Genomic DNA, 24,751 nt, shown 5'->3' with positions numbered 1-24,751 from the left:
TTCACGGAAGCCGAACTCGCCGAAATTGTCGGATTTCTGAGCAAGCCGGTAGGTCGGCATTATCTCGATGGGCGGTGGAGGACGGAGGCCTACCCCAATACGAATACAGAAGACTTGGAGGCGGAAATCGTTAGCGAGGCCGCCTCGACGCTGAGTAAATAGGTCAGTCCGCTTTCGCGCGATCCTATCCAAAAGCGGCGGTCCCGCTCTCCACCCATCCCGGCGATTTGGCCGGGTCAAAGGCGTGGCGGGTCGCGCCAGTGCTGCCGGTCCGGTTTGTATCCGCATGCAATCCAACGCCAGAACGACGCTAATGGGTGGTTTTCCGACAGTCGGGTTTCAGGCTCGACTTTGAGGATAGCTGACCTTTCCAGCCATGCTATCTGGTCCAAACAATGGAGTCAGGTCGGGTATGAACATCCGTGAGTTTCGAGCCTTAACAGACGTGGCTTTTCGCGCTCAGGGTTTTGTCGAGCGGAGGCTAGTAGGCCAGAAGGTTTGGTCGTTGCCTGATGCGGAGGTGATCCGGTTCTTCCAACCCCTCGCATATAGGCGACCTTGGGGTTTTCTCCTCTCGGGTATCCTCGGGATTGAAATCCCGGAGCTTCGGACGTGGCTTGAGCAGCACAAGCCCAACCAAGAAAGCGGCATTTTCCAAGGTTGCTTCGTTGGCTACAATATCGCCAACGATAGCGTGCTTGGCGAGTTCAGATCGCTAATCGACACTCCCGTGCCCGCCGATTTGTGGGCCGGGTTAGTAATGGATCAGCTAGACCAGCTTCCTTCGCGGCTGGATGACCTCATTGACCAATATCGCCGCAACCGCGAACCTCTCGGTTGGCTTGCCCATCCTCATGACCGGTTCGCATGGGACTTTCTGCTGCGCTGGCGACAAGACCCCGATCCTACCCTTCACATCCCAAGAATGTCTCCGACCGGACAGATTGTCTGATAACCGCTTAGAGCGAGCGTACAGCCAACCTTGGATGACCGAGAATGGTCGCGTGCCGCCGGCCGCTTCCCCAAAGCGAACCGGACCGGCAGGTTACCGGTGACGCGAGGCGATTCGCAGGGCTGGAATGACGATGCGGGTGGACAGCGGACTGGCCGATTTCCATATGTGGCACCGTAATAGCTGCCTGTTGTCTTGGCTCCTCAATGTTGTCAGCGTGGGATTTATGCGGATTGAAGCTACCGAATATGAATGCATGCGATCTTGGTTGGGCCATATGGTGCCGAAGGTTTTCGCTGCTGAACTGCTAAATCCTGAAATCCACCCAATCGCCGTGCTTGATCTGATGGCGGCAAAGTCCCCTGCCAAGGCAAGAAGTGGCCTCGGCATGGCAATAGGGGATATGGTGGAATACACGGATGATTGGGCTGCTCCCGATGTGGCGAAGTGCAACAGCGAGCTTTCGGAGAAGGGCTTACCAACGCTGACCGAGGTGAGAGCGCGCTTTTCGAAGGTCGTGCAGCGGGTGGTTCGCCGGGGCCGGATAAAGACCGATGACGAATTTTATGCTCTTCGAAATGCGGTCGAACAACAGGGTATAAACGCAGAGATTTTGTGGCCGCTGCTTGAGGCATATGAAATACAAAGCATGAGCAACTGACCGCTTTCGGGGCGCGCGAACAGGACACTAATGACGGAAATTGGTCGGCGGCCGACCGGCAGCTTTTCCGCTGTCAGATCGACTGCTCATCCCTGGAGGAATGACCGCTTCCTGGAAATGAGAATGAGCCTCCGAACGGCGAAAAGTGGCCCATCGCTGCCACCTTCGACCCTTTTTTGCCATTCAGCTGCCCTTTTTTTTATTTCTAGGGCCGGACTGTCCGGTTTTTCCATTCTACGTGCCAGATCTTATCGACTGCGGAAGAGGGTGCTCGCCGCTGCGGCGACCCGCACTATTTTTGGCCATGCACTCGCTCCAACCAAGTTATTCTTTTCTCAGCCATCCGACAGATGCCCAATGAGCAGAACTTCTCCACTATTTTGAGCTTCATACGTTCTTCAAAAAGTGCCGCTGCGTTTCATCTCGATGCTTCCGTAGATATGCCATGAATGGCGTGCCTCCAGTCCCCACCGCGCTACTGTTGCCCAAGGCGTCTTTCGCCTGCCGGTGGATATAGCTTGCTGCATATTCGAGGTGGCGGGTACGGAAACGGCCGAGACCAGCAACGCAGCGGTTATAGGCTTCGCGCAGATCGGGCCGCTCTGACGCGGCGACAAAATCACGCAGCCCACTCGCCTTTCGCACACGATCGATGAAGGCGCGGTGCAGCGGCGGGCGATAGGCGTGCAATTCGTCCAGGAAAGAGCGAAGCGGATCCTGCGCATGCTGAATGCCGAGCAGGGCGTCCATGGCAGGCACGATCGAACTTTGGGCTCCCGTCTGGCCGCGAAACAGCTGCGGCACGCCGCCAGCTTCGGCAACGCCCTCATAGATCAGGCCGCCGCCAAGGGCCGGATTGTCTTGCCAGCCGTGAATATAGGGCCGGACACGATGGAAGTAGATGTATGGATCGCACCGCTCCGGCATGCGATCGAATATCCTGTTGATATCATCCCAGCCCGCACTGATCATTGTCAGGCCGCGCTCAGCCGCTCCTGCATCGCCCTGGGCCACCGCTTCCATGAGAGCGGGGATTTCTGCAAGCATCGCGCCTGCACGCGCCTCGATCGCGACATGAACCATCACGAACCACGCTTCGTCCTGGCCGCCAAGAAAATGCTGGACCATATAAAGATTGCCCAACGCGATGGGGCCTGATCGGTCCAGCCGGTCCCAATTGTCCAACACATAGGCCGAATAAGTGAGCAGTGGCTTCTGTTCGAGCCGCCGGGCGAGCGCCCATATGGGCACCGCCAGCGGCGCGGGAAGCGAGGCGGGGGCCACCTCTTCGCCCCACACATAAGCCTGAACCAGAAAGGCATAGCGCACGAAGGCGGTGCGGATCTGATGTTCCGGCGCGTCCGCGCAGAAGGACGTCAGTTCCAGCAGGGGAAGTTGCTCAAGATGAGACCGGATGCGGCCGGTGGGCAACAGGCGTGGCAGATCATGCGCCGCTTCGGCAATCGGAGCCAGATCGCCTGACAGCGAAACGTCAGCCATATCATAGGCACACAAGAAGCCGCGCTGTCTGCTGATGGCGTGATCGGCGATGTCGAGGCTCGGCGTCATAGACTGCCTCCCTCCGTTCGGCGGCCCACACCCTATCTGGGCACGAAATGGGACAAGACAAGGGCCATGGCGGGCAGCAGCACCGCCTCCGCCTCCGCCTCACCGATCGATCCCGCTGCTTTCGCCGCGGGTTCGTGCTATAAGGAAAACCTGCCGTCTCGCCAGGCATCAAGCCATTGGCGAAGGGATGGTAAGGTGGAATGCCCGTGAGGCATTGGACGATCCTCTTCCGGTGCGGCATCAGCCGCCTTCTTGCCCAATTGGGCAGCGTCATCCTGCTGTGCCTTTGCGTCACGCAATCCGGGCCATCGGGCGCCGCTGCGCCTGCGCCTGCGCCTGTCATCATCCTCAATCTCGACGGCGTGGTGGGCCCGGCGACGGCCGATTATGTCCGCAAGGGTCTCCGGACCGCTGCCGCGCGCAAGGCGCCGCTTGTCATCCTGAGAATGGATACGCCCGGCGGCCTTGACACATCCATGCGCCTCATCATCCGGGCGATTCTCGCCTCGCCCGTTCCCGTCGCTTCCTACGTCTCCCCTAGCGGAGCGAGGGCAGCGAGCGCCGGGACGTTCATCCTCTATGCCAGCCATGTTGCGGCGATGGCGCCCGGCACCAACATGGGTGCCGCCACCCCCGTTCATATCGGCGGCATTGCGCCGGCAGGGGACAACGATCAAAAGAACAACCCTCCCAATCCCATGGAAACAAAGACGGTCAACGACGCCGCTGCCTTCATCAGGTCCCTGGCGGAGCTTCGCGGCCGTAATGCCAGCTGGGCGGAAAAGGCCGTCCGCGAAGCCGCCAGCCTTCCGGCTTCGACCGCCTTGAGCACGCATGTCATCGATATGGAGGCACGAGATGTAGCCGACCTGCTGCGCAAGCTGGATGGCAGGATCGTCAAGGTCAGCGCTGGTGCCGTGAAGATCGACGTCGCCCACCGCACTATCGAGGAGATCGCACCGGACTGGCGAACGCGACTGCTGGCGACGATCACCGATCCCAACGTCGCGCTGATCCTGATGACCCTAGGCGTTTACGGATTGGTCTTCGAATTCATGAATCCGGGGTCCTTCCTGCCCGGAACGCTGGGCGCAATCTGCCTGCTCACCGGACTTTACGCCTTCGCCGCCCTGCCGGTGAATTTTGCGGGTGTTGCCCTGATTGTCCTTGGTATCGGCCTGGTGGTTGCGGAAGGCTATCTCTTTTCCCACGGCGTTCTGGGCATTGGCGGATGCGTGGCCTTTGCGCTCGGCGCGGCGATGCTAATCGACACCGACACACCGGCTTTTCGCATCTCCTGGCCGTTGATCGCGGGACTGTCCCTGGCGACTGCCGCTTTCGTCCTTCTGGTTGTCCGCACGGCGCTGCGCGCGCGAAAACGCAGGATCGTAAGCGGCGCGGAAGAGATGACCGGCGCCATCGGCGTCGTACAGGATTGGAGCGGCGGCAAGGGCCATGTGTTCGTCCATGGCGAGCGTTGGGCAGCGGCCGGCCAGGAGGCGTTCTCTCAGGGCCAACTGGTCCGGATCGTCAGAATTGCGGGGCTCACGGTCGAAGTGACCAGCGACGCGGCCAAGGAGGTTTAAATGCTCACGGATCTCGCCTTCTATCTCCCGCCGATCATTGTGCTGTTGCTGTTCCTGTCGGCAGCGATACGGATACTGCGCGAATATGAGCGCGGCGTCATATTCACGCTGGGCCGCTTTACCGGCATCAAGGGACCGGGGCTGATCCTCCTCATACCATTCATCCAGCAGATGGTCCGCACCGATCTGCGCATGACTGTGCTCGACGTACCCCCGCAGGACGTGATTTCCCGCGACAATGTTTCGGTTCGGGTCAACGCCGTGATCTACTTTCGCATCATCGACCCGGAACGCGCGATCATCCAGGTGGAGGACTTCCTCACCGCCACAAGCCAGCTTGCCCAGACGACCTTGCGATCGGTCCTCGGTAAGCATGAGCTCGACGAGATGCTCGCCGAACGGGACAAGCTCAACAATGACGTTCAGGAAATTCTCGACAGCCAGATCGCGGCCTGGGGCATCAAGGTCGCCAATGTCGAGATCAAGCAGGTCGATATCACCGAAACCATGATCCGCGCCATTGCACGGCAGGCCGAAGCGGAGCGCGAGCGACGAGCCAAGATCATCAATGCCGAAGGCGAACGCCAGGCCGCGCAGCAACTGCTGGAGGCGGCCACCATCCTTGGGCAACGGCCGGAAGCGATGCAGTTACGCTATCTCGGTTCGCTCAACTTCATCGCCGGTGACAAGAACTCGACCATTGTTTTTCCATTTCCCATAGAATTCGTTCAATGGCTTAAGGACGCGCCCAATTCTGAAATTGGCAGATCCAGCCGCCACAATGAGCGCTAGAGAGGCTAATGACCCCGCAGCTACTGCCATATTGTCCTATCGTCGATTATCTCGTCCAGATGCACTAACATTCTGTGTGGCGCCTACAAGCACTCGCGAATTTTGCTCTCAAAATGGGAACCCGATGCAATCGACCCTTGTCGGACTCTCAGCACTCTATTTTTTCGTCCCAGGTGCGGAAGGTCCGCTATCCGGCAGGTGTCGACCAGCTTCGGCCGTTCCGCCCGCCATCTGGGAAGGGCTGGACCTGGGGAAGGCGGACATTGTAGCTGCGTGGGTCTACGCGAACTCTGGAGTAAGAGCCCCCGGCGAAGCCGAGGTAGTTCAGTGCATGATCTGGCTGAGAAAGCCCCGGGTCCGTTCGTGTTGCGGGGCATGAAAAAACGCCCCAGGCGCGTTGATCTCGATGATCTGACCGGCGTCCATGAAGACGATCCGGTCGGCGACCTGCCGGGCGAAGCCCATCTCGTGGGTTACGCAGATCATCGTCATGCCATCCTCGGCGAGGCTGGTCATTATGTCGAGCACTTCCTTTACCATCTCGGCGTCGAGCGCCGAGGTGGGTTCATCGAACAACATCACATCCGGCTGCATACACAGCGCACGCGCAATCGCGACACGTTGCTGTTGTCCGCCGGAAAGCTGGCCCGGATATTTGCCCGCCTGCTCTGGAATGTGGACACGCTCGAGGAAATGACGGGCGCGGCCTTCCGCTTCTGCGCGCGGCAGCCGCAGCGCCTGGATCGGTGCAAGCGTGCAATTTTCCAGGATGGAGAGATGCGGGAACAGGTTGAAGCCCTGGAACACCATCCCGACACGCCGTCGGATCGCCTCGACCGCCCTTGCGTCTGTGCCCAGCGCGGCGCCGTCGATCGCGATTTCCCCGCCATCATGCGTTTCAAGGCCGTTGATGCAGCGGATAAGGGTCGACTTTCCAGAACCGGAAGGGCCACAGATAACGATGCGTTCGCCCTTGAAAACGCTGAGATCGATCGCCCGTAGCGCGTGATATTCGCCATACCATTTGTCGACGCCCGACAGTGTGATGATCGGCTTGCGTGGCGTAACGTTCATCGCCGGTGCCCCATGTTCATCCTTGTCTCCAGGAACAGCGAGTAGCGCGAGATGCCGAAGCAGATCGCGAAATATATCAGTGCCACGAATGCGAACGTTTCGGCGAAAGGCGCTGGCCAGTCGGGATCCGTCAAGGCCGCCCTTGCCGAACTCAACAGATCGAACAGGCCTACAACGAGGACCAGACCCGTGTTCTTGATGATCACGACCACCGTATTGGTCAGCGCGGGCAAGACCTTGCCGATCGCTTGCGGCAGAACGATGAAGCGCAACGTCTGCCAGCGCTGTAATCCGAGCGCAGCGGCCGCCTCCGCCTGGCCTGGCGGAATGGCCTGGAGTCCACCGCGCAGCACTTCGGCCAGATAGGCCGCCGAATAACAGCATAAAGCCGCAAGAGCGCGGGTGAAATTATCGATCGTGAAGCCCTCAGGAAGCATGATCGGCAGTAGCACCGCCGCGATGAACAGCATGCTCAGGAGCGGCAGCCCGCGCACGATCTCGATGAAGCCTATCGACATCCAGCGCAGGATCGGCGCGGGCGACCGCCGGCAGAGCGCCAGCATGATCGCAGCGGGAAAGCCGATGGCGAGCGACAGCACCGTGAGCAGCAGCGTGATCGGCAATCCACCCCACGCGCTCGTTGGGACCGGTTCGAGGCCCAGCCACGCTCCGCCCATGACAAGCAACGACAGCAGGATTCCAACGATCCACGCGATCAATGTCCTTCGTGTCCAGTGCGCGGGTGGCAGCGTCCAGAGCGCCAGCGCGGTCAGCGCCACGACTACCGCGATTGCCCGCCAGCGTTCGCCGGGCGGATAGATGCCGAAGAGGATCTGCGGCCCCTTGGCCGTCAGGAACGCCCAGCAGGCGCCCTCGCCCGCACGGCAGGCCGCCGGCCCGCCATGCCATATTCCGTTGACGACGGCCCACGACAGCAGGTGCGGCGCGGCCATCGTCAGCAGCAGGGCAATGGTCACGGTTGCCGCACTGCTGGCGAGACCGGCAAAGAGCCCTTCATGCCAAGCCATCCTAGGCGCGGCTGGCGCAGGGCGCGGGGGGAGCGGCGCGGATTGCACAAAGGCTTCGACCGGGCCGGTTGCTGCGATCATCGGACCCTCGATGCCAGACGCCGGTTGAAGGCGTTGAGGACTGCCGACGCGGCAAAGTTGATCACAAGAAAGATCAGCACCAGGATCGCCACGCCTTCGATCGCTTGTCCGGTCTGGTTGATCGTCGTCGCCGTGACGAAGCTGATGTCGGGATAACCGACCACGAGTGCCAGCGTCGAGTTCTTGACGATATTGATATACTGACTCGTCATCGGCGGAACGATCACGCGCAGCGCCTGCGGCATGATCACGAGCCGGAACAGCCGCCGTTCCGGCAGGCCCAGCGCGCGCGCCGCCTCCCATTGGCCCAGCGGCACCGCCTCTATCCCGCTGCGGATGATCTCGGCGGCATAAGATGTCGAATATAGCGTGAGCCCGACAACGATCGCGACGAATTCCGGCGACAGGACAAGGCCGCCCTCAAAATTGAAATGTCCGGTGATGGGGCTGCTCAGCAGCCATCTGCCGTGATCGAACATCGGCCACGGCAGATAGAGGCCACGATTGGTAAGGAAGACGCCAGGCGCCGGATTCAAGGCCGCATGCGGTCCAGGCAGGCTGAAGATCAGCGCTGAGTAAAAAAACAGAAGTTGGACAATGAGTGGCGTGTTGCGGACGGATTCGACGAAGATTGCCGTCAATCCGGACGCGAGTGGATTATGCGATCGCCGCGCTTGTGCGAGAAGCAGGCCGAAGGCCGTCGAGAGGATTGCGACCAGCATAGACAGCAAGATCGTATTGCCCAGCCCAACCGCGAGCGCCCAGGCAAAGCTATCGGAGGGCGTATAAGGCAGCAGACTTTCCGAGATCGGAAAACGGGCTGCACGGTCGAGGAAGTCGAAGCCTGTCGCTATCCCCCGACTCGCCAGATTGTGTACGGCGTTCGTCGCCAGCCATATGACGAGAGCGATCACAGCGGCCAGGGCCACGAGTTGCAGCACGAATGATCTGGCAAAGTACCGGCGGCTGGAGCGCGACATTGCGGGAGGCCTCAGTTGAACGGAATGGGCACCATGATGCCCCCGTCGCGTTGCAGTCGGTTCAGGCCGCGAGGGATCTTGAGCTTACTCGCCGAGCCGACGTTACGTTCATAGAGCTCACCGTAATTTCCGACCTGGCGGATGATTTGGTAAGCCCAATCCTCATGCAGGCCCAGGGCGGCGCCCACGCCTGGTTCTTTGCCCACGAAGCTCCGTATATCGGGATTGCCGGAGCTTCGCTGTTCATCGATGTTTTGCCGGGTGAGTCCCAGCTGCTCCCCCATCAGCATGGCATCGATCGAGGCCTTCACAATGTCGAACCATCGATCGTCGCCGTGCCGGACAGCCGGCGTGAGTGCCGTGATGACGTCATCCGCCGGAAAGATCCGATAATCGTCTGGATTCGTGGTCATCGTCACCTTGACCGAGGCCAGCGCCGATGCGTCCGTGATCAAGGCGTCGCAACGGCCGGAAAAGAAAGCCTGTCGGCTTGCCTGCGTCGTATCGAATACCACGGGGTGCAGGTTCAGCGCATAGCGACGCGATACATTCGCGAACGTAACCTCGGTTACCGACCCCGTCTGGATACACACCGACGCCCCCTTCAGATCCTGCGCACGGACGGCGCCAGAAGCCTTCCGAACCATGAAGCCGGTATAGTCGAAGAAATTCGGGACCGTGAAATTGATCCCGTTCGCGTCGCGCGCGAGCGTCCAGGTGGTGGCCCGTGGCAGAACGTCGATCTCGCCGGTCTGGAGTGCGGTCAGGCGCTGCTGGCCGTTGAGCGGCACGAACCGCACCTTTTCCTTGTCACCCAGGACAGCCGCGGCAATCGCACGGCAGGTATCGACATCCAGCCCTCCCCAATATCCTTTGTCATCGGGTGTGCTGAAGCCGACCGTGTTCCCGCTCGCACCGCAGCGCACATACCCCCGCATGCGAACGGCCTCGAGCGTGCCACCGAAGCGGGCCGCCGGCGCGGGTGCCTGGCTGCATCCACCGAGCAGCGCGAGGATGGCTGTGCTGGCAAGAAACAGGCGGGCCATTCGAGCATTCTCCCAAATTGGCTGTCAGGCCAGGCTTGCCACGTTTTTGGGCGTCGGCGCGAGTGCGGCGAACAACCCTTCGAGATCGGCCCACAGATCGTCCGGATCCTCCAGCCCGATGCTGAACCGAAGGATGGTGCCACTTTCGGTCCACGGCGCCACCACGCGGTCGTTCTTGACCGACATCGGTGCGACGAGACTGTGCGTACCGCCCCAGGACGCGCCGATTGCAAAGATCCGCATCGATGAGAGCGCGGCTTCGAGCAAGGCTGCGGTTTCCGGGGCCAGAACGACGCTGAACACACCGCTCGCGCCCGCGAAATCCCGCTGCCAGAATTCACGGCCAGGGCATGTGGACAGTGCAGGATGAAGCACCCGCTCGACCCCCGGCAGCCCGGCGATCCGCTGCGCAAAATCGGCGGCGACCCGACCGATATGCGCCATGCGCACGCCCATCGTCTCGATGCCGCGCAAGGCAAGCTGGCAATCGTCCGGCGAAACCCCGATGCCGATCATCCGCATTGTATCCTTGAGGCGTCGGTGGAGTGCGATATCGGCCACCGATACCGATCCAAGCAACAGGTCCGAATGGCCGCCGACATATTTGGTAAGGGCATCCATCGAGAAATCGACACCGTGAGCAAGCGGCTTGAAGAGCAGCGGCGTGGCCCAGGTATTATCGCATCCGGTCAATACCCCACGCGCCCTGGCAGCCACCGTGATCGCCGGGATATCCTGGAACTCCATCGTCGTCGATCCGGGCGATTCCATCCAGATCAGCCGCGTATGATCGTCGATCAGTCCCGCGATGTCCGCGCCAATCAGCGGGTCATACACGTCATGATCGATTCCGCGTTCTGCGAGATAGTTCGCGCAGAATCCGCGAACCGGTGGGTAGGCCGTGTCGGGGATCAGGACTTTGTCACCGGGGCGGAGGACCGTCATGAAGACGATCGTGATCGCGCATTGGCCGGACGGCGTGATGACCGTGCGCTCCGCCCCCTCGAGGGCCGATAGCTGCGCCTCGAGCGTACGGGTGGTCGGTGTTCCGTGAAGACCGTAGCTATAGCCGTCGGGGCCGCGACACTTGCGCGCGGCGTACGCGCGGGCATCATCGAACACGATCGTGGAGGCACGATATGTCGGCACCGCAAGGCTATGGAAGCCTTCCCGTGAAACCACAGGATGGTGCACGACACGCGAACGATCCTTCATTGAAAACTCCCTTTGAACGACCGGCACCCTGTCGCGGCCGATCTAGAAGTTCAATTGAGTAATTTGTACAACTCGATGCCTGAATGTTATAGCCTAAGGAGCCGCAGCTGCGCCGCCAGATCGGGCCGCCTCGTTGAGCGCCCGTGTGAATTCGCGCACGAGCCGCGCTCGCTGGGCATCCGGCCGATATAATATATGGGCCTTAAAATAGACCGGGGGCTCGAACGGTCGCAGGATCAGCCCGCGTTCCTGAAAGCCATCGGCCGCGGCCGGATTAACAAGTCCGATCCCGGTGCCCGCCAAAGCCAGAGCGCAGATCGTGGCCGAATTGGGGGTTTCGACCACGATCTGCGGACGCACATTCGCGGCTTCAAAGGCCTCGGTCATTCGCGCCCGGGCGCGATCTTCGGGTGCGAGCGCCAGGAACGCCATGCCATCCAGATCCCGCGCATGGATATTTGGCCGATCGGCGAGCGGATGATCCGCCGGGATGACGCAGACCGCGCGAAAGCTGGCGAAAGCACTGTGATCGACGCCCGACAGGTCCACCTCATCGGCCGCCAGGCCGATATCGAATTGGCCGTTGATGACCAGATCACGCACGGCAGCCGAGGACGCGATCTGAAGCGTGATCGCGATCTGCGGATTGTTGATCCGGAATATGCGAATGGCGCGCGGGACCAAGGTTGAACCCAGCGCGGCCAGACTGGCAATGCGAACCGTGCCTGATCCGAAATCCCGGATGCGGGCCGCCGCCGCACGGAGGCTGTCGAGCCCGACAAAGCTGGTCGTCACGTCGCGGAAGAAGAGTTGGCCTTCGGGCGTTGGAATGAGCCGCCCCTTCACCCGGTCGAAAAGATCGAAACCGGTGCGCTGCTCAAGTTCTGCGACGGCGCGACTGACGGCCGGCTGGGTGATGCCCAGTAGCTCCGCAGCACGCGAGGCGGAGCCGCTGACCATCACGGCGCGAAAGATCTCAAGCTGTCGAAAATTCACGGTGCGACGCTGCTCCTGTCGGATAATATATAAGGTTTAGGTATAGAATCGTGCATGATCGTCAATTGAATTTCTATTCTTGCGGTCGATGATCAGCGCCAGGCCAGCAGCCCGGAAGCGGCTGTGGATGAGTTCTCGGGAGATTTGCGAAACCAACGCGCCACAGGGGGGCCAAGCGATGTTTCCTGCCACTACACAGAAAATTCGTCTCTTCACATCTGCATCGGTACTTTCCGTCGCGCTGAGTGCAACGCCGACCTATGCTCAGGCGTTGCCCGCCGACAGTAGCAATGCTTCGGCGACACCAACCTCCGAAATCGTCGTCACCGGTTCGCGCTTCGGGCAAAGAACCGCCACCGATTCCCCGACGCCGATCGATTCAATCGGCGCGGACCAGCTGGCGCGGAGTGGCGCGACCGATCTGCAATCGATGTTGAAGGTTGCTATGCCGACCTTCAGCATTCCCCGGCCCTCCGCGGCGGGCGTGTCGGATTTTCTGCAATCCCCCACGATGCGCGGCCTTTCGACCGGCGATCTGCTGCTGCTGCTCAATGGCAAACGTCGTCACACCAACAGCGATCTCAACACCAACAATCAGATTGGGCGTGGCGATGTCGCCTATGATTTCTCGGCCATCCCGGCGTCAGCGATAAAACGCATCGAAGTGCTTCGTGACGGTGCCGCCGCACAATATGGCTCCGATGCGATCGCGGGCGTAACCAACATCGTGCTCGATGACAGCCTGGGCTATCTTGCCCAGGGTCAGTTCGGGCAGACGACGCACGGGGATGGCGCACATTATCAAATCGATCTGGGGGCGGGCTTTGCGTTGGGCGACAGCGGCCGACTCCGCATCACCGCCCAGTATATCGATCACCACCATACCGACCGTGCGCTGCCCGACACCCGCCAGCAATATTTCGGATCGGGCGGGACGACCTTACCATCGGGCAATTATGGGTCCGGGATCGGCCTGACTCCATCGAACGGAAGCCTCGATCAGCGCGAAGCGACCGTCGATCGCGGCAACTGGATCTTCGGCGAGCCTGACTATAAGAACCGCACGATTTTCGGGAATCTCTCGCTTCCGCTATCGCCTTCGGTGACGCTCTATGCGTTTGGCGGCTACAATAATCTCAAAGGCTATTCCTACAATTTCCTCCGGCGCGCGGGGCAGGACGAAACGGTGCGCGCCCTCCATCCCAACGGCTATCTGCCGATCAACCTGGTCCAGCTCGAAAACGCATCGGGTGCAGCCGGCATCAAAGGAGATGATCTGGCCGGCTTCGGCTGGGACCTTTCCACGGTATACGGTTATAGTTCCTCCCGGCAGTCCGATCTCAATTCGAACAACGTGTCGCTCGGCGCCGCCAGTCCTCTCGACTTCTTTCGAGGTGCGGAACGCTTTGGGCAATGGACGACCAACCTCGATATCACCCGCGAGATTCCGATGGCGGACGGAGAACCGATAAAGATCGCCTTCGGCGCGGAATATCGGCGGGAATGGTTCCACCTCGTCGCTGGTGACCGTGCAAGTTACGTCAATGGGGGCATGCCCATCCTCGACGGGCCCAACGCCGGCAACGTGGCGGCGGTGGGTTCACAGCCTTCCGGGGGTATTTCGCCAGCAAATGCGGCCAGGGGAACGCGCAATTCCAAGGCCGCTTATGCCGAAATCGAGAAGACCTTCTTCGGCCGGCTGCTTCTCGACGCGGCGATACGCCATGAGAATTATTCGGATTTTGGATCGACCACCAACTACAAGATCGCCGGGCGCTTCCAACTTGCCAAGCCCTTTGCGATCCGCGCGTCCTATGGCACCGGGTTTCGCGCACCGGCGCTCGCGCAGATCATCTACAATTCGTCGACGACCAATTTCTTCAATGGTCAGCCGGTCACCATCCGCCTCATCTCGACTAATGATCCCATCGCGCCGCTGGTGGGTGCGCCACCGCTTCGGCCGGAAAAAGCGCGCGATCTGACGGTCGGCGGCGTATTCAACTCAGGCGCCTTCTCGGCATCGGTCGATTGGTATCGGCTGGAATTGAACAATCGGCTCGCTCTATCCTCGGCTTTCTCGAGTGCGGCGCTCACCAATTATCTTGCAGCCAGCGGTTTCGCTGGAATTCGATCCGTCTCGTTCGTCACCAACGGCGTTGACACGACGACGCGCGGCGTCGACGTGACAGCTTCCTACCGGCGGCGATTGAGCCCTGACGATCAATTGAACATGACACTGGCCGCCAATTTCAACACCAGCCGCATCGATCGCATATCCGGCACGCCGGCACCGCTCGCCGCCCTCGGCATCACGACGCCACTCGAGGATCTCACCAATCAGGTGCGCCTGACCCAGAGCGCCCCCGAGAACAAGATCTCGCTCGATCTGAGCTGGACGCATGGCCCGTTCCGGATGAGCCTGATCAATACGCGTTATGGCAAGGTCTCCCAGGTCGCGCTCACCAACAAGACGGCGGCGCAGGTTGCCGTACTGACACCGGGCTATCACGTCAGGCTCGTACCAAACGGTTCGAACTACGACATTATCCAGACTTTCGGGGCGGATATCGTCACCGACCTCGAGGTCTCATACGACCTGCGTGAAGGGATTCGACTGGCCGTGGGAGCAAACAACCTGCTCGATCGGCTTCCCGACCGGCAGATCGCCTCGACAGTCACCTCGGTCGCCGCAGGAACGAACGGTGCCGATAATAACGGCATCTTCCCGTACGCCTATATCGCTCCGTACGGCACGTCGGGCCGGTTCGTTTATGTCAAAGCATCATTCCGTTTCTGAAGAAACCAGCGCAACGAGGGCTTGTCACCATGATCGCTCAACCATGTCCGCGCCGCCGTCCGATCGGCGTTCTGGCGTGCCTGCATATTCTTGGGTGCAACCGAGGGACGATCCTGAGCCTCGACAGGCACGGCCATCGCCAGCGCGGCAGCAGTTGCGGTAGCGATCTTCATCGTTTCTCCGCTCAACAGCGTTGCCCGCTCAACAGCGGCGTTCGTCAACACTAGGCTCAGGACTCACTGATCAAAGCCAGAAGATAACGGTGGCAGCGAGGGCGATGGCTGAGAAGAATGCGTTGGGGCACCGGTCGTAGCGCGTCGCGACCCGTCGCCAGTCCTTGAGGCGGCCGAACATGATCTCGATGCGGTTGCGCCGTTTGTAGCGGCGCTTGTCGTGTTTGACGGCCTTGTTCCGGGATTTGCGACCGGGGATGCAGGGGGTGATGCCCTTTTCCTGCAAAGCATCGCGGAACCAGTCGGCATCATAGCCACGATCAGCGAGCAACCATTGGGCTTTGGGAAGTTCGTCCAACAGGGCGGCGGCACCGATATAATCGCTGACCTGCCCTGCGGTCATGAAGAAACTGATTGGGCGGCCGTTCGCATCGGTAACGGCATGGAGCTTGGTGTTCATGCCGCCTTTCGTGCGTCCGATCAGGCGTCCCGCGCCCCCTTTTTTACCGCAAGGCTCGATGCCGTGCGGTGGGCCTTGAGATATGTCGCGTCGATCATCACCGTCCAGCGTTCGGAAGCCTGAGGCGCTGCCAGACCTTCCATCATCCGAAGGAAAACGCCCTTGCCACCCCACCGCTTCCAGCGGTTGTAAAGCGTCTTGTGTGGGCCATAATCCTTCGGCGCATCCCGCCAGCGCAACCCATTCCGGTTGACGAAAATGATCCCGCTCAACACCCGGCGATCGTCAACACGCGGTTTGCCATGGCTCTTGGGAAAGTAGGGCTCAAGCCGAGCCATCTGCTCGTCCGTCAGCCAATACAGGTCGCTCATCTTCAATCTCCTCGCGGAGCCTGAATCAGATCGAGCCGGGCATATCAATGGGTCCTGACCCTAAGGTTCCGCCGCATACGAGACTGGATGAGCGACAGCTTTATATGGGGTCACGGAAGTTGCCTGTCCGGACACGGCCCCGTTGCAGCCTTTGAATAGGCATGTACGTAGGGCAGATTTCGACGAGCTAACCTGGGCCAACGAGCGACGGCTTTGTTGGCGACTCCGGACGAGATGTAGTGCGACCCCTGAATCGACAGATGTCGACCAGCTTCGGCCGTCCCGGTGAAGCTCCAGCAGTGTCGGCTTACGCCGGAACCGGTCATGGTGGGGCCAAACAGCGGTCGAGCAGATACGCGCCATGTCAGTCGTTCCGTAGCCAGAGGCGACGGTCCGTAACCAGCATTGTCGGAAAACACCTGTTTATCGCACATTCGATGAACCAGCGGCGGATGACAGGAAACCGTAGTTATCCGGCGTGGTTATGCGGAACTCTGTGGTCGTTGATCTTTTCCACGGGCATCGGCCAATGCGATGGCAGCTCCAAACTCCTCTGGTGTCGGAGATTCCGCAAACAGGGGAACGCCATCCGCAAGAAGCACCCATCGCTGCTTCCGCTTCACCCAAATGTGGGCTATCGGTTCAAGTCGTTCACTCTCAAAAAGCGTTCCTGCCCGAAGAAAGATCGTGCCGGGAAGCAAACTGTTGCGGTTGAATAGCCGGGTATAACAATTTCTGCAAACGACCTCCTCAAAATGGATATCGTTTGCTTCACGGCAATATGCTTCGACTTCGCCCTCGCAGACAAAAGCGGATGCATGGACCATTGCATGTTCGGCGAATGTGCAACCGCTCCTGGTCTGACAGTTCAGGCAGTGACAAGCATAAACTTGTAGAGAGCAAACCTTCATTGTGTAGGTGACCGCGCCGCAGTCGCAGCTTCCTGAAAGAGACATCGGAATGTTTGAATCCGCACGAATATGTTCGGAACTATTTGCCATGCATCCGTTCCGTTGTCCAACCGCAGCCGACGGGAAACCCATCGCGCACGGCAGGTATTGCCTGTTGGTCGTCCATCTCTATTGGGACGCACATCAGGCACATCAAATGTCCGACCTGAACCATGCTCAGAAAGCAGATCGCATTTACGAAATGTTTTCTGCGAGTGCTCTGGCACCTTGTTCCACCAATGACAGCACCTCTTTCTTGCGTTCGTCTGGCAGAAAATCGCTGACCCAGAGGAACTTGCAACTCAAATCATCGATCGGCAGAATTTGCATCGATGCCGAATGATGCTCGAACATGTCACCGAGCACGTAATAGACAAGCCGTTGCCGCTGCTCATCAATCGCAACGATCCTTTCTCGAACTACAAGACCGTTGGCGAACGTGACGGTCCGGACGTCGTCCTCCATAACGCCGTCGGTTAGGACAGGAGCAAATAGCTCTTGCGCCTTATCGACGCGTCGAATCGCCGCCCACGCTTTTGCCGCCGGAGCCGCAATCGGTTGCTCCCACCATATCGTAGCCATCAGACATTCTCCCGATTGCAGACCGCTTCGATATTATTGCCGTCCGGGTCGAACAGGAACGCGGCAAAATAGGAAGGGCCATAATCCGGTCGCAAGCCAGGCAGGCCGTTGTCACGGCCGCCGTTCGCAAGACCGGCCATATGGAACGCCGCCACCGCCTCCCGATCAGGCGCCGTAAACGCGATATGTGTGCGGGATGAGGCAGACTCTGCACAGTGTAGCCAGAACATGGCCTGGTCCGCAGGGCCATACCCCACGACCTCCGGGTCATCGTAGCAGCGCGTACATTCCAAGGGTTTGAGCACGGCGTCATAGAACGACGCACTAAACTCGATGTTTTTGACCTTCAGACCGATGTGGTCGATCACCATGCTTCTCCTTTTTGAGGCGGAAAGATCCCACGAAGAGCGCGAGCGGTAACGGAAACACACTGGGACGGACTTGGGGAAAATTGCTAAGTTGCCCCTATGACATTGAACGCACGGACCCTTGCAATTGGCGATGGCTGGCAGGCATCGGATGTACGATGTCAGGCGGGGCCGATGGATGCCGCTTTCGAAGAGCAACACGAGCGAGTCAGTGTGGCAATCGTCCTGGAGGGAACGTTCGGTTACCGGTCATCGCGCGGCAAAGCGGTCCTTGCCCCAGGTGCGATCCTGCTGGGCAATCCGGGCGACTGCTTTGAATGCGGGCATCAACACAGCGTGGGTGATCGATGCCTCTCGTTCCATTTTACCCCGGCATTCTATGAGATGATCGCAGCGGACGTCGCCGGTGTCACACGTCTTCATTTCAATCGCGCGGCCTTGCCGCCGCATGGTGCGGGCGCTGATCTGCTATTGAACGCGGATCTCGTGTGCGAAGAGCCGGGTATCGCCGAGGAGTTTGCCTGCGAACTTGCTGCGCGCGTGGCCACGGCATTGCTGGACGAGCGGCCGACTGTTTCATCGACGGGAAGCAAGACCCGACGTATCCAAGAAGTAGTCCATTGGATTGAGCAGGAAGCACACGAGCCGCAAACCCTTGCCGATTTCGCTCGAATGGCGTGCATGAGTCCCTTTCATTTCCTTCGCGAGTTCAAGCGCGTGGTCGGAATGACCCCGCACCAGTTCGTTATCTCCATCCGTATGCGCCGTGCCGCCGACCACCTGCGGCGTCAGGGCGGCTCGGTTTTGCAGGCGGCGGTAGAGGCCGGCTTTTCCGACCTTTCTGAATTCAACCGCAGATTTCGTCGCGTTCTGGGAGAAACCCCCGGCGAATATCGGGCTCGGATAGGCATAAGAGGTAACAAATCGAACATTTGCCGCTGACGGAAAACACATGTTTCTCGTACACGTGGAGGTAATTCCGCCAGTTGCATGTCGCGCGCGCAACTTCTTGAGCTTCGAACGGGGGGCGATGCACGACAATCGCTGTCGGATTGGCGAAGTGTCGCATGCCCTATCAGATAAGGTTTTACGACATGCCTTTTCGGCAGCAATTTACGTTAATAGACCCGAATCCGATAGGCCGAAATCGGCCAGCCTTTCCCTTGCCTTGACGCTGCGTGCTCTCTTTCGAACGTCCGGTGTTCGCCTAACTGCCGTCCTATCGACGCCGGCCCAGAAACGACAGCAAAGTCCCAGAACGCGTCTGCGAGATGAACAGAGGGCAAAGTATCAGGAGGCGGCGCAGGCGCCGTGAAGGTCGCCTTTGTTGGCGTCAGCGGTCATTCACCGTTTGGACCTCGAATGTCCGCGATCCTCAGTTCGTCACCCGGAACCCGACAGTCGCGAAAGTCCCCTCTCCGGCACTCTTAGCGATCGGGAAACACAGGCTCTTAGCATATATCTGTGCCCCTTTTATGTGACGCCGCCGATCAGATACGACACGTGCCGTAACCGTCGCCGCAGCTGCATGGTAATTATGTTCCGAAGTCTCAATTGCGAAACAGCAAATCTTAGTTGTAGCTCGTCAAGTAGCAGATATATAAAGTCTCCTCTTATTCATTTCATGTCATTGCCAAGAACTTTTCCTGCCCGCTCAGATAGAACACGTATAACGTCCTTGCGTGATTTCGATTTGAGTTCTTCCACGATGTCAACAGTCTCGTTGAGATGAACGACCGGACCATCGCCGATAGCATCAAGGCAGGCCAAGGCAACGTTGCGAGGGTCCGCGCCAGGCGCATTCGGATCATCGACGGGATAACCCTTCCGTCCAAGCTGGGGCGTCTTGGTCACGCCCAGCATCATCACCGAAACATCGACGCCCTGGGGCGCAAGCTCGAACCATAGCGCTTCGGCAAGATTCCGCTGGAAGGCCTTTGATGCTGAATAAACCGCCACGTACCCGGTTCCCACCTCGCCGGAACCAGAACCGACCAGCATTATCGCTCCGCGCTGCCGATCGGCCATGAGCCTGCCGAAGTGATGAATCAGCCGGATCTGACTGGTAATGTTGAGCTGCACTAACCGGAGGTGTGCTTCAACATCCTGCGCGATGAAAGCGCCCAACGCAACACCGGATCCAGCGTTGCAAATCAGCATCCCGACCTCGACGTCGGTGACCGCGGCCGCAACCTGATCGGCCGCTTCCGGTACCGTGATATCAAGCGCCAACTCCCGCACTTCAACGGGTGTCTGGTCAACGATACTCTGTTTCAATGCCTCCAACGGCTCGGTCCTGCGGGCGACCAGCAAGAGATTGACGCCGTCGTGCGCCAGCGCCCGAGCCAATTCAGCGCCCACTCCTTCGGAACCACCAAGGATGACTGCCCAAGGTCCATATTTTTCTTTATACATGGTGTGCCTTTCGTACTCCGGTGTCCTTCCCGACCTCAGCGATGCGAATAGCCGCTAATATCTCAGTTTGAACGAGCAGTTCAGGCCAACCGACATGTCGGACGAAATCGGCATGCGCCTTCAGGGTATAGTCCAGCCCTCCGCGCGGAGGCAGGCAACTGAATTAAATTAGGCCGACCGCAAGCCCGAATTTTCGAGAATGCTTCATGGCAGGGATCATGTCCGTGTCGCCGGACACCAACAAAATGCGATCACCGTCGCCCTCATCTCAGGATTTGTGGCCTCCGGCAATCTCGGGGGAGGGGGTTAACGCCGGCCGCGGGCCAAGCGCGTCCGGGAACTCACGTCGTTTGCAGTTCTGGAATTTGACAGGCTGCATCTATGCCAAGCACATGTGCAGCGCGGCCGAGACCGATCCAGCCCGCACAGCAATAGGTCAGATCGACGATCTCTGAGTCGCTAAGGGCAGCCTTCAGTTCAGCCCAAAACGCTTCGTCGGCGGAGAGTGATCGCGGTTCGGTGCCCATTTTCTGCGCGAAGCGTACGGCGAGGCGCTCACGAGCGTCGAGCATGGACAGATCGCCCGCCAGGACCGCCTGGTAGAAATTCTCGTCGGGCTCATCTCCCGTTTTGTTGATGCTGCCTTCGACACCCAGTAGCCGGACATCGCGCGCCGAGCGCCAGTTCATACAAATGGTGCAGCCGTTAATCACCGCAGTGGCAATGCGCGCCGCCTCAAATAGCCGCAGCGGCAGACGGGAGTGCTGATAAGTGGCATGGGAGAACCCCCCTGCCGCTTTCAACAGTTCGGGCAAATACTGGGAACTGAGATCGCCTAGCGGCTGCCCTGGCTTTTGCTCGAAAGCTACACGCATTGATTTCTCCTCTCTCCAAACCAGGCCCCGCTTCGCCGTCGCGTGGCGCTTCCCAGCCGGGTTCGGCCAAGCAAGCCAGTACTACACTGCTCCATGCATATAATCCACGTAGGAGTTGGCAGGGGCCAAGCGCCCACGAGCAGGCAATGCTCCTGAGGATTATAATGGATGGTTTATTGATGCACTTGAACAGAGCTGTAGCTTCATCGGGTAGATACCGGCGGCAAGGTAGCCACGACTACGCGAAGCGGAGGTTTCGCCAGCGATTTTTCAGGGAGGGTTGGGGCTTCATCTCCACGACGAAGCCCCAACCACAACCTCAAACCTGTACCATTGATGTTGACGGCGAAGAATTACGTTAGCACCCACCCTCGATTCATGGGGGGGGGCATAAGACTAGAACTTCACCTCAAGCTGTCCCGAGATGATGCACGGGGCGCCTGGGATGATGTAATCGCTGGTTCCGCTCGAAGTGCCGTATACGCCCCCTCGTCACAGACCTTTTCATCCCTCCAAATCAGATGACTCGCTCGATGGATGGTAAGAGGGGCAAAACCCCGGGCGCTCAGGCGAGAGCGCAGCGGCGAGCGACGACTTCGGGTAGATACGAGCCGTTACGTTCACCTCGATGAGGCGGTTCAGTCCGCGGTCGAGCGTGTTTCGGCGGCTATCGCTTCCCTACTCCATGGCGCTGTCGATCGGCCGGCACAGCCCAATATCAACGTCTTCTCAATAGGCTCACCGACGCTACTGACGGGAGCCGGATTCGGCTTCACGGGCACGGTGACCGCTCGCCGGAGCGCCAACGCCTAAGAGGCTGGTCTAAGAGCCTGTCTTGAATCTCAAGCGTAACGAGCTCAGGATTCTTCTCGCAGAATGTTCCGAGACTGGGAAGGATAAGCCCGTTTGCTAAATTCTCAGCCGTCGCTAGCCGGACTTTCCCCGACACTTGCGACTGGAGCGCTGCACCCGAGGCAAGTGACAGAGCTGCCGCCTCGACAAGCTCGGCCTTCTCGATGAGATCCGATCCGTCCTCGGTAAGTTGATAACCGCTTTGATGGCGCACAAAAAGCGGAAGCTTGAGCGCGCCCTCAAGTCGGTCGATCCGCCGCGACAATGTGGCAACTCCAATGCCAAGCGCGTCGGCCGCCGCGCTCAACGTCCCGCAACGCGCCACAGCCAAAAGCGCGCGCGCATCATCCCAGACCATCCTAGAGCTTGCAGGTCTTCCAGAAATGGAAATCTGATTGCCGGGAATGTCGAGTTTTTTCATCTTCCGGATATGGCATCAGGGCATCCGAAAAAACAAGGAGATTAGCGATGCGGATGCGGATGCTTGGTAGCCAATTGCAGGTATCGGCCCTGGGCTTGGGTTGCATGGGAATGAGCGAGTTCTATGGCCCACGCGATGATGCGGAATCCCGCAATGTCCTTGCACGGGCAGTCGACCTTGGCATTGATTTCTTCGACACGGCCGACATGTACGGCCCCCATCATAATGAAGAACTGATCGGATCATTTCTTGTGGCGAGCAAGGCCAGGATCAAGATCGCTACCAAATTCGGGATTGTCCGGAGGCCAGGGGAATATAAACGAACTTTGAACAATAGTGCCGCTTATGCCCGGCAATCGTGCATAGCTTCGATGCGGCGTCTCAAAGTCGATCATATCGACCTCTATTATGTGCATAGGATCAGCCCATCGAGGATACTATCGGAGGCCTTGCTCGCCTCGTAGAGGAGGGCAAGATCGGTGCAATTGGCTTGAGTGAGGTTAGTGCGGAAACCCTGCGCCGAGCGCATAAAGTGCATTCCATCGCTGCGGTCCAGACGGAATATTCGCTTTGGTCGCGCCATGTTGAGGCGGAGATATTGCCCACCTGCCGTGAACTGGGCATTGGCTTTGTCCCTTATTCCCCGCTTGGCCGAGGTTTTCTCACGGGACGCTATCAAGCCAGCCAGGATTTCGCGCCCGATGATTTCCGCAGCCAGCTTCCGCGGTTTTCCGACGCGGCTTTCACGACAAATCACCGGATCGTCAACGTCATATCCGCCATGGCGAAGGACAAAGGCTGCACGACCCCACAGCTCGCAATCGCGTGGTTGCTGGCGAAGGGCGACGACATCGTTCCGATACCAGGGACGAAGCGCCTGAAATATCTCGAGGAGAATGTCGCCGCAGGGGACGTCATCCTCACCAACGAAGAGTGTGCCACCCCGGAAGCATCCGTCGATGGACTGCCGGTTGTAGGTGAACGCTACACCGCTGAAGGCATGAAAGGGCTAAACGCATGACCAATGTTGGCGCGCATGGACCGCCGTCGCCACGCTCGGCATCGGCAGTTTCGCTATCGTCACCGGAGAACTCGCACCTATCGGGCTTTTGTCGCAGATCGGTAACGATCTGGGCCAGGCTCCCCAGCAGGTGGGCCTCATTGTGACGCTCTATGCATGGATCGGTGCGGCGGCGGCGCTAGTATCGGCGGTCGCGATGGGACGAATGCCGCGGCGCGCCCTGCTCATCGCACTGATGCTCCTCCTCGCCCTCTCGGGTGTCGGAGCAGCCGTGGCAGATAGCTTCGGCCAATTGATGGCGGCGCGGATCATCGGCGCAGTCGCTCATGGTGCCTTCTGGGCCATGATCGGCACGCTGGGCGCACAGCTCGTGCCCCCACATCAGGTTGGTCTCGCGACTTCCATAATCTTCGGCGGCGTATCCGCAGCCAGCGTACTGGGCGTGCCGCTCGCCAATCTCGTCGGAGCCGCTCAGGGCTGGCGCACAGCCTTCGGTTGTACCGCTGGTCTCGCCTTTCTTGTCGCCGGTTCAGTCTGGCTGACGGTCCCTCCCATCGGTGGAGCGGAAAGTGTCGGTACCCAGGCCATGACGAAGGTGCTCACAAACGGGCGCTTTCAACGCATTTTCATCGCCACGCTTCTTTCGATCACCGCGCATTTCATGGCCTTCACCTATATCGAGCCGTTCTTGGGAGAGACGACGCGCATACCGTCAGGCGTTGTCCCCATATTGCTGTTCGCCTTCGGCGCAGCGGGCCTGCTTGCAAACTCGCTCACCGGCGCACTCATCGATCGACAGTTGAAAGCGATCCTGATGCTATCGTTGGTATCCGCATCCTTGGCTTTGCTCGTCCTGGCTATCGGTGGTGCCTCGCTCACTATCTGGGAAGCGAGCGTTGCACTCGTGGTGTGGGGCGGCGCCATCGCCGCCGTGCTAGTCGGGCTTCAGACGTGGATACTGAAGGAAGCGGGGCCGAACGCCCTTCCTGCCTCGGCCATCTATGTGGCGCTCTTCAATGGTGCGATCGGACTCGGAGCGATGATTGGGGGTGCGGTGCTGAATTCCGCATCGTCGGCCGCTGTGTTCCTAGCAGCAGCTCTTTTTGTCGCCCTGGGGACGCTGGCCATACACCTTCTGCGTGAACCGATGAGCAACGAACCCGCTTAACGGCGAGCCTCCAGCGGATTCATTGTCTCTGATCCAATGTGTCAGCCAATGGTTTTGACAGGCTCCGGACCATCGCCACGATCCGCGACACTGTTGGCTGGCTGACGCCAAATATGCGAGCCATCTCGGCGGCGGATTTACGGCCAGACATCACACTCTCGGCAATTTCGGCACGTTGTTTGGCATTGAGTTTCGGACGTCGGCCACCGACACGGCCTTCGGCGCGCGCCTGATCCAACCCGGCCTTCGTCCGCTCCCGGATCATGGCGCGCTCGAACTCGGCAAAACTGCCGACCATCTGCATCATCATCTTCGCCC

Annotated in this window: 23 protein-coding genes and 1 pseudogene; 8 read left to right on the top strand and 16 right to left on the bottom strand. The window is 59.5% G+C overall.

Translation table 11 applies throughout. The annotated features are described in order from the left end of the window. Positions 1–412: 412 nt before the first annotated feature. Positions 413–952 carry a hypothetical protein gene (locus ACN9MX_RS00795; protein ID WP_363828007.1) on the top strand — a complete coding sequence of 180 codons (540 nt, stop codon included), beginning with the start codon at positions 413–415 and terminating at the stop codon, positions 950–952. A gap of 127 nt (positions 953–1,079) precedes the next feature. After that, the gene (locus ACN9MX_RS00790; RefSeq protein ID WP_363828005.1) at positions 1,080–1,613 is read left to right on the top strand and encodes a hypothetical protein; all 534 of its coding nucleotides are present in this window, start codon (positions 1,080–1,082) and stop codon (positions 1,611–1,613) included. A 387-nt stretch (positions 1,614–2,000) separates the two neighbouring features. Here ACN9MX_RS00790 and ACN9MX_RS00785 read toward each other — a convergent pair whose 3' ends face one another. Continuing rightward, positions 2,001–3,182: an indoleamine 2,3-dioxygenase gene (locus ACN9MX_RS00785; RefSeq protein ID WP_363828002.1), complete on the bottom strand. Its 1,182-nt coding sequence runs from the start codon at positions 3,180–3,182 to the stop codon at positions 2,001–2,003. A gap of 200 nt (positions 3,183–3,382) precedes the next feature. Here ACN9MX_RS00785 and ACN9MX_RS00780 point away from each other — a divergent pair, with 200 nt between their 5' ends. Then, positions 3,383–4,768 (top strand): NfeD family protein, encoded by a 1,386-nt coding sequence (locus ACN9MX_RS00780; protein WP_363827999.1) that lies wholly within the window; start codon positions 3,383–3,385, stop codon positions 4,766–4,768. Continuing rightward, a complete protein-coding gene (locus tag ACN9MX_RS00775) occupies positions 4,769–5,560 on the top strand; it encodes a slipin family protein (RefSeq protein WP_363827996.1) in 792 nt (263 codons plus the stop codon). Positions 5,561–5,884: 324 nt separating this feature from the next. On the opposite strand, the gene ACN9MX_RS00770 is transcribed toward ACN9MX_RS00775, so the two are convergent. The 6 genes from ACN9MX_RS00770 to ACN9MX_RS00745 all read right to left on the bottom strand — a co-directional run bounded on the left by ACN9MX_RS00770 (position 5,885) and on the right by ACN9MX_RS00745 (position 11,980). Beyond that, positions 5,885–6,634 (bottom strand): amino acid ABC transporter ATP-binding protein, encoded by a 750-nt coding sequence (locus ACN9MX_RS00770; RefSeq protein ID WP_363827992.1) that lies wholly within the window; start codon positions 6,632–6,634, stop codon positions 5,885–5,887. After that, entirely contained in the window at positions 6,631–7,662 is a 1,032-nt protein-coding gene (locus ACN9MX_RS00765; protein ID WP_363827989.1) for an amino acid ABC transporter permease, read from the bottom strand. Before ACN9MX_RS00765 ends, ACN9MX_RS00770 begins: the two co-directional genes overlap by 4 nt. 77 nt (positions 7,663–7,739) lie before the next feature. Further along, a complete protein-coding gene (locus ACN9MX_RS00760; RefSeq protein ID WP_363827986.1) occupies positions 7,740–8,723 on the bottom strand; it encodes an amino acid ABC transporter permease in 984 nt (327 codons plus the stop codon). Between the two features lie 11 nt (positions 8,724–8,734). Next, positions 8,735–9,769 carry an amino acid ABC transporter substrate-binding protein gene (locus ACN9MX_RS00755; RefSeq protein ID WP_363827983.1) on the bottom strand — a complete coding sequence of 345 codons (1,035 nt, stop codon included), beginning with the start codon at positions 9,767–9,769 and terminating at the stop codon, positions 8,735–8,737. Positions 9,770–9,793: 24 nt separating this feature from the next. After that, complete coding sequence (metC, locus tag ACN9MX_RS00750) at positions 9,794–10,984, bottom strand: cystathionine beta-lyase (RefSeq protein ID WP_363827981.1); 1,191 nt, start codon at positions 10,982–10,984, stop codon at positions 9,794–9,796. 93 nt (positions 10,985–11,077) lie between these two features. After that, a complete protein-coding gene (locus ACN9MX_RS00745; RefSeq protein ID WP_363827978.1) occupies positions 11,078–11,980 on the bottom strand; it encodes a LysR substrate-binding domain-containing protein in 903 nt (300 codons plus the stop codon). Positions 11,981–12,158: 178 nt separating this feature from the next. Here ACN9MX_RS00745 and ACN9MX_RS00740 point away from each other — a divergent pair, with 178 nt between their 5' ends. Then, a complete protein-coding gene (locus ACN9MX_RS00740) occupies positions 12,159–14,777 on the top strand; it encodes a TonB-dependent receptor plug domain-containing protein (protein WP_363827975.1) in 2,619 nt (872 codons plus the stop codon). Here ACN9MX_RS00740 and ACN9MX_RS00735 read toward each other — a convergent pair. The 5 genes from ACN9MX_RS00735 to ACN9MX_RS00715 form a co-directional block, all read right to left on the bottom strand. Then, entirely contained in the window at positions 14,750–14,950 is a 201-nt protein-coding gene (locus ACN9MX_RS00735; protein ID WP_426387215.1) for a hypothetical protein, read from the bottom strand. The two genes, ACN9MX_RS00740 and ACN9MX_RS00735, sit on opposite strands and share 28 nt — an antisense overlap. A gap of 70 nt (positions 14,951–15,020) precedes the next feature. After that, positions 15,021–15,781 (bottom strand): IS5 family transposase gene (locus ACN9MX_RS00730; RefSeq protein ID WP_363827972.1). Its coding sequence is split into 2 segments (ribosomal slippage): positions 15,021–15,457 and positions 15,457–15,781, totalling 762 coding nucleotides; the frame shifts between segments, so codons are not numbered across the junction. 482 nt (positions 15,782–16,263) lie between these two features. Beyond that, positions 16,264–16,782, bottom strand: coding sequence for a GFA family protein (locus tag ACN9MX_RS00725; protein ID WP_363827969.1), 519 nt, complete (start codon positions 16,780–16,782; stop codon positions 16,264–16,266). 144 nt (positions 16,783–16,926) lie between these two features. Continuing rightward, positions 16,927–17,313 (bottom strand): SRPBCC family protein, encoded by a 387-nt coding sequence (locus ACN9MX_RS00720; protein WP_133654625.1) that lies wholly within the window; start codon positions 17,311–17,313, stop codon positions 16,927–16,929. Further along, entirely contained in the window at positions 17,313–17,684 is a 372-nt protein-coding gene (locus tag ACN9MX_RS00715; protein WP_363827966.1) for a VOC family protein, read from the bottom strand. The genes ACN9MX_RS00720 and ACN9MX_RS00715 overlap by 1 nt, the downstream gene beginning before the upstream one ends. Positions 17,685–17,855: 171 nt before the next feature. Here ACN9MX_RS00715 and ACN9MX_RS00710 point away from each other — a divergent pair, with 171 nt between their 5' ends. Continuing rightward, positions 17,856–18,623 (top strand): AraC family transcriptional regulator, encoded by a 768-nt coding sequence (locus tag ACN9MX_RS00710; RefSeq protein WP_363827963.1) that lies wholly within the window; start codon positions 17,856–17,858, stop codon positions 18,621–18,623. A gap of 675 nt (positions 18,624–19,298) precedes the next feature. On the opposite strand, the gene ACN9MX_RS00705 is transcribed toward ACN9MX_RS00710, so the two are convergent. From ACN9MX_RS00705 to ACN9MX_RS00695, 3 genes are all read right to left on the bottom strand, one after another. After that, positions 19,299–20,096 carry an SDR family NAD(P)-dependent oxidoreductase gene (locus tag ACN9MX_RS00705; RefSeq protein ID WP_363827960.1) on the bottom strand — a complete coding sequence of 266 codons (798 nt, stop codon included), beginning with the start codon at positions 20,094–20,096 and terminating at the stop codon, positions 19,299–19,301. Between the two features lie 341 nt (positions 20,097–20,437). Further along, positions 20,438–20,971: a carboxymuconolactone decarboxylase family protein gene (locus tag ACN9MX_RS00700; protein WP_363827957.1), complete on the bottom strand. Its 534-nt coding sequence runs from the start codon at positions 20,969–20,971 to the stop codon at positions 20,438–20,440. A gap of 772 nt (positions 20,972–21,743) precedes the next feature. Continuing rightward, complete coding sequence (locus tag ACN9MX_RS00695) at positions 21,744–22,244, bottom strand: LysR family transcriptional regulator (protein ID WP_363827955.1); 501 nt, start codon at positions 22,242–22,244, stop codon at positions 21,744–21,746. Positions 22,245–22,291: 47 nt separating this feature from the next. Between ACN9MX_RS00695 and ACN9MX_RS00690 the strand changes: the two are divergent. After that, a pseudogene (locus ACN9MX_RS00690) lies at positions 22,292–23,265 on the top strand (aldo/keto reductase). Positions 23,266–23,305: 40 nt separating this feature from the next. Further along, positions 23,306–24,433 carry an MFS transporter gene (locus ACN9MX_RS00685; RefSeq protein WP_363828082.1) on the top strand — a complete coding sequence of 376 codons (1,128 nt, stop codon included), beginning with the start codon at positions 23,306–23,308 and terminating at the stop codon, positions 24,431–24,433. A gap of 19 nt (positions 24,434–24,452) precedes the next feature. On the opposite strand, the gene ACN9MX_RS00680 is transcribed toward ACN9MX_RS00685, so the two are convergent. Further along, on the bottom strand, positions 24,453–24,743 hold the full coding sequence (locus ACN9MX_RS00680) for a recombinase family protein (RefSeq protein ID WP_363827952.1): 291 nt from the start codon (positions 24,741–24,743) through the stop codon (positions 24,453–24,455). Between the last annotated feature and the right edge of the window lie 8 nt (positions 24,744–24,751).

The sequence above is a fragment of the Sphingobium sp. R-21 genome, assembly GCF_049913335.1.
GTDB lineage: Bacteria > Pseudomonadota > Alphaproteobacteria > Sphingomonadales > Sphingomonadaceae > Sphingobium.
Note: the sequence above shows the minus strand (reverse complement) of the source record. Positions and strands in the feature narration are given on the sequence as shown.